Origin of the sequence: Streptomyces botrytidirepellens, from assembly GCF_003721215.1 — a bacterium.
Classification (GTDB): Bacteria; Actinomycetota; Actinomycetes; order Streptomycetales; family Streptomycetaceae; genus Streptomyces; species Streptomyces himastatinicus.
In genome coordinates, this window is sequence record NZ_RIBZ01000108.1 from 50816 (window position 1) to 65005 (window position 14190).

At 70.3% G+C, this 14190-nt stretch carries 12 protein-coding genes and 1 pseudogene; 7 read left to right on the forward strand and 6 right to left on the reverse strand.

Annotated elements, in window-relative coordinates:
• Positions 1–20 precede the first annotated feature (20 nt).
• Entirely contained in the window at positions 21–770 is a 750-nt protein-coding gene (locus tag EEJ42_RS08370; RefSeq protein ID WP_123099338.1) for a helix-turn-helix transcriptional regulator, read from the forward strand.
• Here EEJ42_RS08370 and helR read toward each other — a convergent pair.
• On the reverse strand, positions 767–2926 hold the full coding sequence (gene helR, locus EEJ42_RS08375) for an RNA polymerase recycling motor ATPase HelR (RefSeq protein ID WP_123099339.1): 2160 nt from the start codon (positions 2924–2926) through the stop codon (positions 767–769). The two genes, EEJ42_RS08370 and helR, sit on opposite strands and share 4 nt — an antisense overlap.
• A gap of 308 nt (positions 2927–3234) precedes the next feature.
• On the opposite strand from helR, the gene EEJ42_RS08385 reads away from it, so the two are divergent.
• The 4 genes from EEJ42_RS08385 to EEJ42_RS08400 all read left to right on the forward strand — a co-directional run bounded on the left by EEJ42_RS08385 (position 3235) and on the right by EEJ42_RS08400 (position 8293).
• Positions 3235–3612 (forward strand): effector-associated constant component EACC1, encoded by a 378-nt coding sequence (locus EEJ42_RS08385; RefSeq protein WP_123099352.1) that lies wholly within the window; start codon positions 3235–3237, stop codon positions 3610–3612.
• Positions 3613–3614: 2 nt separating this feature from the next.
• Entirely contained in the window at positions 3615–6404 is a 2790-nt protein-coding gene (locus EEJ42_RS08390) for a caspase, EACC1-associated type (protein WP_123099341.1), read from the forward strand.
• 76 nt (positions 6405–6480) lie between these two features.
• Positions 6481–7197 (forward strand): SDR family oxidoreductase, encoded by a 717-nt coding sequence (locus tag EEJ42_RS08395; protein ID WP_123099342.1) that lies wholly within the window; start codon positions 6481–6483, stop codon positions 7195–7197.
• 82 nt (positions 7198–7279) lie between these two features.
• Positions 7280–8293 (forward strand): MsnO8 family LLM class oxidoreductase, encoded by a 1014-nt coding sequence (locus EEJ42_RS08400; RefSeq protein WP_123099343.1) that lies wholly within the window; start codon positions 7280–7282, stop codon positions 8291–8293.
• On the opposite strand, the gene EEJ42_RS08405 is transcribed toward EEJ42_RS08400, so the two are convergent.
• Positions 8257–8775: a cupin domain-containing protein gene (locus tag EEJ42_RS08405; protein ID WP_123099344.1), complete on the reverse strand. Its 519-nt coding sequence runs from the start codon at positions 8773–8775 to the stop codon at positions 8257–8259. The two genes, EEJ42_RS08400 and EEJ42_RS08405, sit on opposite strands and share 37 nt — an antisense overlap.
• Before the next feature lie 231 nt (positions 8776–9006).
• Between EEJ42_RS08405 and EEJ42_RS08410 the strand changes: the two are divergent.
• Together EEJ42_RS08410 and EEJ42_RS08415 are read left to right on the forward strand one after the other, a co-directional pair.
• Positions 9007–9556: pseudogene (locus tag EEJ42_RS08410) on the forward strand (aminoglycoside phosphotransferase family protein).
• Between the two features lie 122 nt (positions 9557–9678).
• Positions 9679–10080 carry a YunG family protein gene (locus tag EEJ42_RS08415; protein ID WP_123099345.1) on the forward strand — a complete coding sequence of 134 codons (402 nt, stop codon included), beginning with the start codon at positions 9679–9681 and terminating at the stop codon, positions 10078–10080.
• On the opposite strand, the gene EEJ42_RS08420 is transcribed toward EEJ42_RS08415, so the two are convergent.
• The 4 genes from EEJ42_RS08420 to EEJ42_RS08435 are packed head-to-tail and all read right to left on the reverse strand — an operon-like array spanning position 10030 to position 13916.
• Positions 10030–10530 (reverse strand): type II 3-dehydroquinate dehydratase, encoded by a 501-nt coding sequence (locus EEJ42_RS08420; protein ID WP_123099346.1) that lies wholly within the window; start codon positions 10528–10530, stop codon positions 10030–10032. The genes EEJ42_RS08415 and EEJ42_RS08420 overlap by 51 nt on opposite strands.
• A 48-nt stretch (positions 10531–10578) precedes the next feature.
• The gene (locus EEJ42_RS08425) at positions 10579–11385 is read right to left on the reverse strand and encodes a sugar phosphate isomerase/epimerase family protein (protein ID WP_148081889.1); all 807 of its coding nucleotides are present in this window, start codon (positions 11383–11385) and stop codon (positions 10579–10581) included.
• Positions 11386–11399: 14 nt separating this feature from the next.
• Positions 11400–12494, reverse strand: coding sequence for a Gfo/Idh/MocA family protein (locus EEJ42_RS08430; protein WP_123099348.1), 1095 nt, complete (start codon positions 12492–12494; stop codon positions 11400–11402).
• 36 nt (positions 12495–12530) lie between these two features.
• Positions 12531–13916, reverse strand: a complete 1386-nt coding sequence (locus tag EEJ42_RS08435) for an MFS transporter (protein ID WP_123099349.1) — start codon at positions 13914–13916, stop codon at positions 12531–12533.
• Positions 13917–14190 lie beyond the last annotated feature (274 nt).

Consider the following 14190-nt stretch of genomic DNA (forward strand, 5'->3'; position numbering starts at 1 on the left):
TTCCGATAAACTGCCAACCCATGCCGAAAGTCCGCCATGAGCCGGTGGCGCCGACCCGCACCCAGTGGCTGGCGCCCGGGGCCGCCATCGACGCCCACCACCACGACGACCACCAGATCGTCTACGCGGGCCGCGGAGTGCTGGCCGTGACGACCGGCACCGGCACGTGGATCGCCCCGGGCACGCGCGCCATCTGGGTGCCGGCCGGCACCGTGCACGCCCACCAGGCCCACGGCGAACTCGAACTCCACCTGGTCGGCCTGGACGCGAGCGACAACCCGCTCGGCCTGGACGAGCCGACCGTGCTGGCGGTCGGTCCGCTCCTCCGCGAACTGATCCTCGTCTACACCCACACCCCGCACGACGACAGCCCCGAGCGCGGGCGGCTGCGGGCCGTACTGCTCGACCAGTTGCGGGCCTCACCCCAGCAGCCGCTGCACCTGCCCACGCCCACCGCCCCTCTGCTGAAGGCGGTGTGCGCGATCCTGTGCGACGATCCGGCCGACGGCCGCACCCTGGCCGCGCTGGGCAGGGAGGTCGGCGCCAGCGACCGCACGCTCTCCCGCCACTTCAAGGCCGACCTCGGCATGACCTTCCCGCAGTGGCGCACCCAACTGCGCCTGTACCACGCGTTGATCCTGCTGGCCGAGAACCTTCCGGTGACCACCGTGGCGCACCGGTGCGGCTGGTCGTCCGCCAGCGCGTTCATCGATGTGTTCCGCCGTACGTTCGGACACACCCCGGGAACGCACCAGCCGACGTCCCGCTAGCTCGTGAGGACGACGAGCTGCCGCGTCGCCCGGGTCATCGCCACGTAGCGGTCGACCGCGCCTTCGATGCCCTCGCCGAACTCCTCCGGGTCGACGAGGACGACCAGGTCGAATTCGAGCCCCTTCGACAGCTCCGGGGTCAACGACCGGACGCGGGACGTCGCCCGGAAGGCGTCGGCTCCGGTACTGATGACGCACGCGGTCCCCTCGTCGTGTGCGGCGAGCCAGGTGTCGAGGATCGTGGTCAGGTCCGCGACGGAGCCGTGTTCGACGGGGACGTTGCCGCTGCGGATGGAGGTCGGCACGTTGGCGTCCGGGAGTTCGGCCCGGATGACCGGTTCGGCTTCCGCCATGATCTCTTCGGGCGTCCGGTAGTTGACGCTCAGGGACGCCAGGTTGATCCGGTCGAGCCCGACCCGCTCCAGCCGTTCCTGCCATGACTCCGTGAACCCGTGCCTGGCCTGGGCGCGGTCCCCGACGATGGTGAAGCTCCGGGACGGGCACCGCAGCAGCAGCATCTGCCACTCCGCGTCGGTCAGTTCCTGAGCCTCGTCCACGACGATGTGCGCGAACGGACCGGCGAGCAGGTCCGGGTCGGCGCCGGGCAGTGCGGTCTCGTCGATCAGGCTGTCCTGGAGGTCCCGTCCGCGCAGCATCGTCACCGCGCCTTCCCCATCGTCATCGGCCGCGAGCACGTTGTCGATGACGTCGGCCATGCGGCGGCGTTCGGCGTCGACGGCGGCCCGGTGCCGGAGCGTGCGCCGGGCCGTCTCCGGGTCGCCCAGCCGCTGCCGCGCCGCGTCCAGCAGCGGCAGGTCGGACACCGTCCAGGCTTGGGGAGCCTCCTTGCGGCGCAGCTTCCGCGCCTCGTCGGGGCCCAGCCAGGGGGCGCACATCCGCAGGTAGGCGGGTACGGACCACAGGTCGCCCACGAGGTCGGCCGCGTCGATCAGCGGCCACGCGCGGTTGAGCGTCGTGACCAGCTCCTCGTCGTGCAGCAGCGACCTCCGGAAGGCATCGGGCGAGATCTCGTCGCCGAGCTCGCCGAGCTTGTCCAGCAGGATCGCGGCCAGCTCCGCCCAGATCTGCTCGCGCGCCTCGTTGTGCGGAGTGCCCGGCTCCGGTGCGTCGAACGCCTCGGCCCAGTCGTCGGCGCCCAGCCAGACGTCGGCCCAGTCGGTCGTGACCGTCATGCCCTCGGCGGGCGGCTCCTCGTAGAACCTGACGGCCTTCTCGATCGCCGCCACCATGTCCGCGGACGACTTCAGCCGGGCCACCTCCGGGTCGGCCTCGATGGCCGCTCCGGCCCCCTCGGCGACCAGGTCCCGCAGGGTGCAGGTCCGCACGCCCTCCTCCCCGAGGCTGGGCAGGACGTCGGCGACGTAGGCCAGATAAGGCTGGTGCGGGCCGACGAACAGCACACCGCCCCGGCGGTGCGCGAGGCGCGGGTCGGAGTAGAGGAGGTAGGCGGAGCGGTGCAGGGCGACGACGGTCTTCCCCGTGCCCGGACCGCCGTCCACGACGAGGGCGCCCCGGGAGCCCGCCCGGATGATGGCGTCCTGGTCGGCCTGGATGGTGCCGAGCACGTCGCGCATCCGCGGCGACCGGTTGCTGCCCAGGCTGGCGATGAAGGCGGACTGGTCGTCCAGCGCGGCGTGTCCGGCGAACCCGTCCGAGGTGAACACCTCGTCCCAGTAGTCGCTGATCCGGCCGAGGGTCCAGCGGTATCTGCGGCGGCTCGCCAGACCCATCGGGTTGGCGTGGGTGGCCCCGAAGAACGGCTCGGCCGCGGGGGAACGCCAGTCCAGCAGCAGCTGACGGCCCGTGCTGTCCTTGAGGCCGAGCCGTCCGACGTACACGGGCTCGGCCCCGTCCTCGCCGACCATGTGCCCGAGGCACAGGTCCAGGCCGAAGCGGCGCAGCGCGCGCAGGCGGGCGGTCAGCCGGTGGATCTCCGTGTCCCGGTCCATCGCCTGCCTGCCGACGCCACCGGGCGCCTTGCGCGCGGCTTCGAGGCTGTCGGACAGTTCGGCGATCGACTGTTCGAGGCACTCCGCGATGGCCGCGAAGTGCCGCTCGTCCCCGGCGATCAGCGCCGGGTCGGCCTTGGGCGAGAGGCGGTCGGGAAGATCGAACGCGCCGGTGGGCTCGCTCACCCCGTGCTCCGACAACAACACACACACGTCGCGACTCCGTTTCCGCAGGTCCTGGCTACGGCCGGAAATTCTGCGGCACGACGGGGGCCTTGCCGCAAGGCCCCCGGTGCGCTATACGTTGAGAGTGGCGAGGAGTGGGTGATGGCCCGGCTGCCCGGAATCGTTCCGCAGCCGCCCCCGGCGCCGCCTGATCGTCGACCCTTCCCCGCGTTCACTCTTCCCGGCGTTCATCCTGCCCCGCGTTCATCCTTCGCAGGCGCCCCCGAGTAGGACAGAATTGAGAAGTCTGTCGTCACAAGGGGGGCTTGGTGCGGATCGACGTAGCGGTGAGCGGCGGCGAGGAGGAGCTGCGATCGCTCCACGACTGGCTGGGGCGGGACCCGGCCATGCGCCGCGGCGCCCGTGTGGAACTGGTCCAAGCCCCGCCGTCGCCGGGCCAGATGGGCCTGCTCACCGAAGTGTTGCAGTTGGTCACCGACAACGCCTGGAGCGCGGCCTCCTTCGCGCTGGCGCTGTCCACCTGGCGGCAGACGCGACCACATGCCCGCCGGATCACCGTGCGCCGCGGTGACCTCACGGTCTGTCTCGACGGCGGCGGCGACGAGGAGTTGCGGCGTCTGATCGATGCGCTGGAGTCCCCGACCGGGCCCGAACCAGAGGGAGAAGACGCCGGGGAAGGGCGGTAGCCGTGGCCGTCCTGCCCGACCCCGCCGCCACCCGCGCCGTGCTCATCGGCACCAGCCGGTATGCCCATCTGGAACAGATCCCGGCGGTGGCGAACAACCTGAGCGCGCTGGCCGCGGCCTTATGCGCCCCGCATTCCTGGGGGCTGGCACCCGAGCACTGCACGGTGATCGAGGATCCCGCCACCGCGGTCGAGGTCCTCGACGCCGTGCGGACCGCGGCCGAGGAAGCCACGGACACCCTGCTGGTGTACTTCGCCGGACACGGCCTCGTGGAGCCGCGCCGCGGCGAACTCTTCCTGGGGCTGACCGGATCGATACCGCACCGCTCCTACACCGGGCTCCCCTACGGCACGCTGCGCGACGTCGTGCTCGACGGGCGGACCGGCCGTCAAGTGATGCTGCTCGACTGCTGCTTCAGCGGACGGGTGCTCGGCTTCATGAGCGCGCCGGGCGCCGATGCGGTGATCGACCAGGTCGAAGTCGAGGGCACCTATCTACTGGCCTCCGTTCCCGACACCAGCTTCGCCCTCGCCCCGCCGGGTGAGCCCCACACGGCCTTCACGGGAGAGCTGCTGCGGCTCCTGCGCGACGGAGCGCCGGGCGGGCCGGAGCTGCTGGACCTGGACACGGTCTACGCACAGGTGTACACGGCGCTGCGGGCGAAGGGGCGGCCCCTGCCGCAGAAGCGCGACCGCAACACGGCGGGCGGTCTGGCCCTGGCCCGCAACGTGGCCTGGGCACCGCCCGGCTTCGGCCCGCCGCCGCCACCGTACGAACACGAACCGGTGCCGACACCCGCGCCCGAGCCCGCGCCGCCCCCGTACGAACCGCCGCCCGCGCCCACGCCCTCGGCGTACGACCCCGAACCCGACCCGGCCCCGGCGCCACGGCCGCTGCCCGACGTGCCGCCGCAACCCGCCTGGTCGCCGACAACCCTGCCGTCGCCCGCCCCGGCCCCCTCCTCCCGCGGTGCCTCACCGGGCCTCCGCCGGACGGTCCGTTACGGTCTGGTGGGAGCGCTGGCCATTGCCCTGATCGCCGCGGGCATCCCGCTGGTGCTGTCCTGGATGAAGGATTCCGACGCCTCCACGAACGACTCCGGACAGCGGAAACCGAAGTCGTCCAGCACGCCGAAGACGGGCCCCACGTCCGGGTACAACGCCGCGACCAAGGGCACGGTCAACGCCTCGACGAAGCCCGGCGGCACGCTGAAATTCGTCAGCAGCATCGACGCGGACTCATGGGACCCGCAGCGCAGCTATTACGGCTTCGTCTGGAACTTCTCCCGCTATTACGCCCGCCAACTGGTCACCTACGCCCCGGAACCCGGCAAGAAGGGCACCGAACTGGTCGCAGACCTCGCCCAGGAGAGGGCCGAAGTGACGGACGGTGGCAAGACGTACACCTACACCCTGCGCGACGGCCTCACCTGGGAAGACGGCACGGCGATCACCTCCAAGGACATCAAATACGGCATCGAGCGGGTCTGGGCCCCGGAGGTGATCAACGGCGGCCCGGTCTATCTCCAGCAGGTGCTGGACCCCGAGCACACCTACAAGGGGCCGTACAAGGACACCTCCCAGGACAAGCTGGGCCTGAAGGCCATCGAGACCCCGGACGACAAGACCATCGTCTTCCGGCTGCCCGAGCCCAACGGCGACTTCGAGCACATGCTCGCGATGCCGGCCGCGTCGCCCGTCAAGCGGGCGAAGGACACCAAAGTCAATTATCAGAATCGTCCGTTCTCCTCCGGGCCGTACACGTTCAAGTCCTACACGCCGGCAAAGTCACTGGAGCTGGTCCGCAATACGCAGTGGAACCCGTCGTCCGACCCGATCCGCACCGCACTCCCGAACCGGATCACGGTGCGGATCAATGACAATGAGCAGGCGAACGCGCAGGCCCTGATTTCGGGCCAATACGACCTCGACCTGGGATTTTCCGGGCTCACCGGGACCGGCCTCATCAAGGCCCGGAAGGACTCCGACCGGCTGGACAACCCGTACACCGGAGTGCTTCGGTTCGCGGCCCTTCCGCGCTCCGTCAAACCCCTGGACAACGTCCACTGCCGTAAGGCCGTCCTCTACGCGGCGGACAGGGAGAACATGCGGACCGCGGCAGGCGGTCCGCAGAGCGGCGATCTCGCGCCCCATATGCTTCCGCCGACCGTCACGGGCTCCGTCTCCTCCTACGACCCGTACGACACCGTCAAGGACAAGGGCAAGCCGAACGTCCCCCAGGCGGAGAAGGAATTGACGGCATGCGGAGAGTCGGGCGGGTTCACGACCACCATCGCGGTGCGTGACCAGCCCGTCGACGTGGGAATCGCCACGTCGCTCTCGGAGTCGCTGAAGAAGGTCGGTATCCGTACCCGGATCGAGCGGATCGGCTACAGGGACTTCTACGCGACGATTGGCTCGCCCGCGACCGTGAAGAAGAAGGGCTACGGCATCGTCTTCCAGAGGTGGTCCCCCGACTTCCCGACCGGTCAGGGGTTTCTCCAGCCGCTCGCCGACAGCCGTTTCATCCAGGACGCGAGCAATGTCAATGTCGCGGAGCTGGACGATCCCACGGTCGACGACCTCTTCGACGCGGCGATCGCGGAACAGGACCCGGCGAAGGCCGGGAGCGACTACGCGCGGATCAATGAGAAGATCTCCGACTCCGCCGCCTATCTGCCCATCCTGTTCCAGCGGGCCGTGATCTGGCGCGGCTCCCGGCTGACCAACGTCCACACCAGCGAGCCCTGGGGAGGCGGCTACGACTACGCCTCGCTGGGCGTCTCCGGCTAGGGGGTGTCCGCGCTCCCGGCAGCCTGGTACAAGCTGCACCTGGCAGAGCGGTCGCCGCCGGAGCACCGTAGGTGTCATGAACGATCGCACGGCACTCGTCACCGGTGCCAACAAGGGCATCGGCAAGCACATCGCCCGCCTCCTCGCCGAGGAGGGCTTCACCGTGTACGTGGGTTCCCGGGACGCCGGACGCGGGCAGCGGGCCGTGGCGGAGATCGGCGGCGACGCCCGTCCGCTGGTCCTGGACGTGACGGACACAGACAGCGTCGCCGGGGCCGCGGCCCGGGTGGATCGCCTGGACGTGCTGGTCAACAACGCGGGCATCTCGGTGTCGTCCGCCTCACCGGCCGAAGCCGACGTCGCGGAGTTCCGGCGCACGTACGAGACCAACGTGTTCGCGGTCCTCGAGGTCACCAACGCCTTCCTGCCCGCCCTGCGCCGGTCCCCGCACCCCCGTATCGTCAACGTCTCCAGTGGCACCGGGTCGCTGACCTGGAGCACGCACGAGAATCCGCAGTTCACCCCCGGCAGCGGTGGCGCCGCCGCCTACCGGTCGTCGAAGACCGCGCTCAACGCGCTGACCGTGTTCTACGCCCAGACGCTGGCCGAGGAGGGGTTCAAGGTCAACGCCCTCGCCCCCGGTCTGCGGGCCACCGACCTCAACGCCCGCGCGGCCTCGTCCGGCGAAGACCCGGCCGAGGCCGCCCGGGGAGCCGTCCGGCTGGCCGTCGTGCCGGATGACGGCCCCACCGGTGGGTTCTTCTCCTGGGACGGGACACCCGTGCCGTGGTGAAGGGCCGCGGGCCGCGGGGAAGCGACGGACCGGCGGACAGAACAGCCGTCCGAAGCCGCCGGAAACTCCCTATGCTGGCCGCATGATCACCCTGCCGCTCTCCGCGCTGGAAGTCGCCATGGTCCAGACCGGTACGCGGGCCGTGGACACGTTACGTGACACCACCGCCTTCGCCCAACGTCTCGACGCCCTCGGCTACCGGCGGCTCTGGTACGCCGAACACCACCACTCCCCCGCCATCGGCGCCTTCCCGCCCGTCGTCCTGACCGCCCATGCCGCCGCATCGACGTCGGCCATCCGCCTGGGTTCCGGGGGCGTGCTCGCCCCCAACCACGCCCCCATCATGCTGGCCGAACAGTTCGGCACCCTCGCCGCGCTGCACCCCGACCGGATCGACCTGGGTATCGGCCGCGGTCCCGGCACCTTCGACGAGTCCACGGCCCGGGCGCTGCGGCGCGGCGCCGGGCCGACGACGGACGACGCGTACCGGGACGACGTGGCGGCGACCCTGCGGTTCCTGGTGGACGAGGTGGCGCTCGGTACGCTCCCGGAACCGTGGCTGCTGGCCTCCAGCACCGCCGGTGCCGCGCTCGCCGCGGAACTCGGCCTGCCCCTCGCCTTCGCCCACCACATCCGCCCCGACAACACCCTCGCCGCGCTGGACCACTACCGGACCCGCTTCTCCCCCTCCGCGTGGTGTGAACACCCCCGGGTGCTGGTGTGCGTGGAAACGATCTGCGCCGAGACGCAGGAGGAGGCGGACCGGCTGGCCGGACCGATGAACGTCGTCAAGGCCGGGCTCCTCAAGGGCCAGAGCGAGGTCCCCTTCCCCTCACCCGCCGAGGCGGCCACCCACCCCTTCACCGCGGAGGAGCGCCAGGCGCTGGCGGGCTTCCTCGCCCATCAGGCGCACGGCACGCCCGAGACCGCCGTAGGCCGCCTGGCGCAGGTGGCGGAGGCGACCGGAGCGGACGAACTGATGCTGGTCACGCCCGTCTACGCACTGGCGGCCCGCCTGCGGTCGTACGAACTCGTCATGCGGCACGCCACCGCCTCGGACTACTCCGCCCCGGGCTCGAAGTCCTCCACGAAGTAACTGTCGTGCCGGATGCGGAACCGCTTGAGTTCCTCGCCACCGCGCTGTGACATCTCCGCGAGGCGCTCGAAGTATTCCTCGCGCGGGGCGCCCGGGGAGAAGAGCAGGAGCATGGACGTGGGCTCGTCGGTCACGTTCTTGAAGGCGTGCAGACCGCCGACCGGCACGTACAGGAAGTCGCCCTCGCGGCCCGTGACCCACTTCTCGCCGTTGTACAACTCCAGTTCGCCGGAGAGGACGTAGAAGGACTCCGACACCGCCTTGTGGAAGTGCGTCGCGGGCCCACCGGCCCGTGGCCCCATCTCCACCTTGTACAGGCCGAATTCGCCACCGGTGGACTCGCTGGTGGCGAGGTAGTGCGTAGCGCCTCCGGGCGACGAGAGGTCCGCCGGGGTGTCGGCCGGACGGAACACCGCGTTCACTTCGCCCCTGGTGCCGTGGTAGCGGGGCTCCGGGTACTGGAGGTCTTCCGGGTACGACATGATGCGCTCCTCTCGGCAGGTGTCCACCGGAAAGGGTGGCTCCCGCCTCTGAAAGGTGGCATCGGGCGCATGGATGATCTCAGGCCGAGCCCGGGCCGAGGGCCGGGGACCTAGTACCCCCATGCTAGGCGGAGGACCATAGGGCCGCCACGCGGCATCGCAGCGTGATCCGCTTGCCTTTGCCTGGCTGACTCTCCGCCTCTCCACGAGAGCGGTCTATAGGTTGTGCGCATGGATGCGCATGCGGATGTGGCCGTCGACACACGTGCCTGGGTGGAGCAGCGGGTGGGCGAAGGGCACCGGGTCGAAGGGGTGGAACGGCTGCGCGGTGGGTGGACCTCGGAGATGCGCCGTCGCGGAGGGGTTACTCACGCGCGAGGCGGACATCTTGCGTCTGCTCGCGGAGACCGATGTGCCGGTGGCCGCCTTCAAGGGTGTCGACGTGACGGCGGCGACCGGACGTGTGGCAGCGCGCAGTGGACATCATCCGCCGCGATCCCCCGCCTACCAGCCCTGTTTCCTGCACCGGGACTTCCACCCCGGCAATGTGCTCTTCACCGGGGAGGGCCCCGGCCTGGAGATCTCCGGTGTCGTCGACTGGGTGGAGACGTCCCGGGGACCGGCCGATCTGGACGTGGCGCACTGCTCCACGGCACTGGCTGATGCCGAGAAGGTCGCGGTCCCATGGCGGGAGTTGGGGCGCGACGATCTGACTCCGGCTCTGCTCACCGGCAAGTTGGAGGATTACCTCTACGCGCTCTTCTGCCGGTTCGACGGTTGAGCTTCAACCGGTGCCCGCGCGCAGGGTGCGGCGGGCTTCCCCGGCTTGAGGATCCCGGTGCGACCGGCCGGATAGGTGCGTGCGCGGGCCGCGTTGTCAGTGCCGACTGCGATGCTGCCGCCATGACCCCTTGGAATCTGCTCGACCTCGACAAGGCGCTGCGGGCAAGCTGGGCCGCCGACACCTGTTCACCGGACAATCAGGCCGACTGGCAGCCGGGCAACCCGGCTTGGGGACACTGCGACATCACGGCCTTGGTCGTCACCGATGTCTTCGGCGGCGACCTCGTGGTCGGCGAGGTACACCTTGCAAATGGGCCCCAGCGTGGCTTCCACTGGTGGAACCGGCTGCCCAGCGGCGTCGAACTCGACCTGACCCGCGAGCAGTTCAGACACGGGCAGACCATCACGGCCGCCCGTGTCGTCCCGCGCCCGCCGGGTCCGCTGCGGCGCCGCTGGGCGGAGTACCTGCTGCTACGTGAGCGTGTCATCGAGCGCCTGGGGCCGCTCCCGGAGCCCGTCTGATCCGGGAGCAGGCGTTCCCGTGACCTTGACGGTGAGCGCCTCGAGGGCGTGGGCGTAGCCGCGCCACCCCATTCCCGAGGCGTAGACGGCGGCGGACGCGGCGAAGATGTCCTCCCGCGTCTTGCCGTCCACGGCGGCGAACGGAGAGATGTGGACGACCGCGAAGGGCAGGCCGGTGTCGTTGAGGGCGTCCAGCAGCGAGTAGCCGTAGGGCGTGAGTCCGGCGGGGTTCACGACGATGAGGTCGAGGGCGTCCTGGCGCTCATGGAGCCAGTCGATCAGTGCACCCTCGTGGTTGGACTGGAAGTGCTGCACGGCGACACCGATACGGGCGGCGGTGTCATCGATGTCGCGCTCGATGTCGGCCAGGGTGGCGTGCCCGTATTTGTCGGGGCGGCGCTTGCCGAGCCGGTTCAGGTTCGGGCCGTGGAGTACTGCGGCTCGCATCATCGGGTTCTCCGTCGTCGGGGGGATGGTCGGGCGTGGGTCGCCGCTCGCCTACGCCGGCCAGTTCGCCGCGGTGAGCAGGCACGCGATCGACTGCATCGCGCGCTCGGCGACCCAGGCCACGGGCAGCGTCTCCAGCGCGTCCGAAACGGGTTCGACCGTGACGGGCGGTGGCGTGTCGCCACTCGCCGCGAGAGCCGCGCGGAGGAAGTCGGCCAGCGGGAGTACGCCGTCGCCCGGGAACGCCCTCAGGTGGCGGGATTCCTCGGCCAGGCCCTTGCCCGGCCTGGGGACGAGATCGGACAGCTGGAGGCCCGCGGTGAGGGCGAGGACGTCGGGCGTGAGGTCGGTGACATCCGCGCCGGAACGGAAGAAGTGCACGACGTCGAGCACCAGTTTCGCCCTCGGGGAGCCTGCGGCGCGTACGAGGTCCACGGCGGTGGGCAGGTCGCGGACGGTGCTGTAGGGCATGAACTCGAAGGCCACGTCGGCGGTCGTGATCTCCTCGCACAGGGTGGCGAACTCCCGTTGCGCGTCCTCCACCGTCCCCGAGAACGCGGCCACATGGACCCGGTCCGGGTTCAGGATGCCGATCAGGTCGATGACGAGGGCGTTGAGGTGCCGGGCGATGCCGTGTTCGCCGAGGCGGATCAGTTCGAGCTCCGCGACCCGCAGCCCGTGGTCGCGGAGGGCCTCGGCCATGGCTTCGGGCGGGATGCCGCGCTCCAGGCAGGCCACGCACTGGGCCACCGAGATGCCGACCGCGGGGAATCCGCTGCGCCGCGCCGCGTCCAGAGAGGCTTCGAAGTCCCGTCCGCGGAAGGTCATGGCCCCCAGGGCGAGTTGGTCAAATGTCATGGTGCGGCCGCCCTTCACCGGTGCGTCAGCTGTGCCGGGCGGGTCGCGCCGAGGTCCACGGGCCCGCCGGTCCGGGCGGATTCGTAGATCGCGAGGACGATCTCCAGGGCCTTCCTGGCCTCGCGCCCGGTGACGAGCGGCTCGCGGTGGTGGGCGACGGCGTCGATGAAGTCGTCGATCTGTAGGGCGTGGTAGGGCGTGAGCCCCTCGTGGATCGTGGCGAGGGACGGATCGGAGTCGATCTCGGTGGAGTGGACGGGCCGGTAGCTCTCCTCTCCGGCGACGGTCCAGATGTCGTTGAACGCCGGTTCGCCCTCGGGGAATTCGGTGATGCTGACGGTGGCGCCGTTGTTCCCGGTGACCAGCACCTGGGTGCCGAGGCCGGGGGCGAAGGTCGTACCGGCCTGGATGACGCCGAGGGCGCCGTTCGCGAATTCGAGGGTGGCCACGGCGGTGTCCTCGACCTCGATGTGGTCACCGTGCTTGAGGGTCGCGATGTTCCCGCTCACCCGCACGACGGGCGAACCCACACACCACTGCATGAGGTCGATGTAGTGGATGGCCTGGTTGATGAGGACGCCGCCGCCGTCGGCGTCCCAGGTCCCGCGCCAGGGATCGGCGGTGAAGTACGCGGCGTCGCGCCCCAGGCGCAGGGCGACGCTCGCGAAGACGGGGGTGCCGATGCGGCCGTTCCGGATGGCCTCATGGGCGCGTTGCGACGCTTCCCAGAACCGCCGCTGGAAGAGGCCCCCGAAGGTCACACCTGCGGAATCCGTGGCGTCGATCATGTGGTCCGCTTCGGCGAGCGAGATGGAGATCGGCTTCTCGCACAGCACGTCGAGGCCATGGCGGGCCGCGGCGACGACGGTGGACTCGTGGGAGGGGTGGGGGGTGCACACGGTGACGGTGTCGACGCCGGAGCGCATGAGGTCGGCGGAGTTGTCGTAGGCGTGGGGGATGCCGAACCTGGTGGCGAACTCCGCGGCCCGTGCGCCGTCGATGTCGCAGCAGGCGTACAGCTCGGCGTTGTCGTTGGCGAGCAGTGCCTTCGCGTGATTCAGCGCGATCTTGCCGCATCCGATGATTCCCACGCGGAGTGTCCGGGTCATGGTTGGTCTCGGTCCTTGTCTCGGGTACGGACGGCTCTATCGGGTGACGGTCGGCCGCTGGGGTTGTGGCGGGGTCGGCGCGGCCGTGGGGACGGGCTGCTTGCCGAGTTCGGACATGGGGGTCCGGTAGGTCTCCCGGCCGGTCGCGCACGAGGTGGCGGCGACGGCCATGGCGAAGGCGACGAGGAGGGCGACCGGGATCCAGCCGCCGGGGCCGTCGCCGAGGATCGCGTAGGCGATGGTGGGGGCGAAGCCCGCGAAGCCGATGCCGACCTGGGTGCCGATCGCCGTTCCCGAGTAGCGCACGGGGGTGCTGAACCACTCCCCGTACATCGAGGGCCAGGTGGCGTTGAGGCAGCTGTAGAAGCACGAGGTGACGAGGAACGCGCCGAAGAAGATGTACCCGAGGTTCGCGGTGGACAGCGCGTGGAGGTACAGGAACATGGTCGCCGCGAAGCCGAGCGCCCCGCCGATGAACACCGGTTTGCGGCCGATCTGGTCCGCCAGCAGCGCGGCGAGGGGCTGCATCACCAGGGCGCAGACGTTGGCGAAGATGGCCACCCACAGCATGGTGGTCCGCGACAGCCCGACGTCGTCCCCGGTCGCGTAGGCGAGGGCGAAGACGGAGAAGATGCTGCCGCCGACGGAGTTGAACTGGCACAGCGCCACGCGCAGCACATCCCATGGCTGCGACCTCAGGACGGCGACCCCCGGCAGGCGCGCGGTGCGGTCGTGGTCCTTCTTCTCCGTGAACTCCCGGGGTTCCTCCAGGCGCCGCCGCACCCAGTAGGCCACCACGACCACCACGGCGCTGGACCAGAACGGGATGCGCCACCCCCACGCGAACAGCTGCCGGTCGGGCAGCGTGGACACCACCAGGAACATCAGGCTCGCGAGGATGAACCCGGCCTGGGTCCCGGTGAGGGTCCAGCTGGTGTAGAAGGCACGCCGGTTCGGTGGCGCGTGTTCCAGGGTGAGCGAATTGGCACCGGCCTGCTCGCCACCGGCGGAGAAGCCCTGGGCGAGCCGGAGCAGTACCAGCAGGACGGGGGCGAGGATGCCGATGCTGCTGTAGGACGGCAGGCATCCGATGAGGAACGTGGACGCCCCCATGAGGACGAGGGTGAAGAGCATGACCTTCTTGCGTCCGACCCGGTCCCCGAAGTGGCCGAGCACCACGCCGCCCACCGGGCGCGCGACGTAGCCGACGCCGAAGGTGGCGAGCGAGGCCAGCGTGCCGATGGCTCCGTGGGCGCGGGTGAAGAACACTTCGTTGAAGATCAGCGCCGCGGCGGACCCGTACACGTAGAAGTCGTAGTACTCGAGCATGCTGCCGAGGAAGCTGGCGCGGGCAGCCTGGCGGGCCTTGGCCTCGTTCCACGTGGCCTCGTCGGGGGGAACGGAAGGGGTCGTCAGGGGCATGGCTGGGCCTTTCGGAGTGCGTGCGCCCCCAGTGCGGCTCCGTCAGGAGGGGGCAGTGTGCGTAAGGCGTGGCTATAAAGGCGTGGCTGGGGAGGCCGGCGGCGTGGGTGATCGACCCGGTACCGGCCAGACGAGAGCGCGGCGAGGCGCGATCGGGGACCGCTTGCGTCAGCGGCCCGCACACCGACTTTGTACCACCTGGACCAAAGTCTCGTTAACCCCCTGGACCAAAAAACGTCACACAGCAGAAGGGCCCGCCGCGCGATACGGCGCG

Excerpts from the sequence above, each read along its gene's own strand:
- EEJ42_RS08370 (WP_123099338.1), top strand. The coding sequence starts at position 21 with ATGCCGAAAGTCCGCCATGAGCCGGTGGCGCCGACCCGCACCCAGTGG.
- EEJ42_RS08395 (WP_123099342.1), top strand. The coding sequence starts at position 6,481 with ATGAACGATCGCACGGCACTCGTCACCGGTGCCAACAAGGGCATCGGC.
- EEJ42_RS08400 (WP_123099343.1), top strand. The coding sequence starts at position 7,280 with ATGATCACCCTGCCGCTCTCCGCGCTGGAAGTCGCCATGGTCCAGACC.
- EEJ42_RS08405 (WP_123099344.1), bottom strand. The coding sequence starts at position 8,775 with ATGTCGTACCCGGAAGACCTCCAGTACCCGGAGCCCCGCTACCACGGC.
- EEJ42_RS08415 (WP_123099345.1), top strand. The coding sequence starts at position 9,679 with ATGACCCCTTGGAATCTGCTCGACCTCGACAAGGCGCTGCGGGCAAGC.
- EEJ42_RS08420 (WP_123099346.1), bottom strand. The coding sequence starts at position 10,530 with ATGATGCGAGCCGCAGTACTCCACGGCCCGAACCTGAACCGGCTCGGC.
- EEJ42_RS08425 (WP_148081889.1), bottom strand. The coding sequence starts at position 11,385 with ATGACATTTGACCAACTCGCCCTGGGGGCCATGACCTTCCGCGGACGG.
- EEJ42_RS08430 (WP_123099348.1), bottom strand. The coding sequence starts at position 12,494 with ATGACCCGGACACTCCGCGTGGGAATCATCGGATGCGGCAAGATCGCG.
- EEJ42_RS08435 (WP_123099349.1), bottom strand. The coding sequence starts at position 13,916 with ATGCCCCTGACGACCCCTTCCGTTCCCCCCGACGAGGCCACGTGGAAC.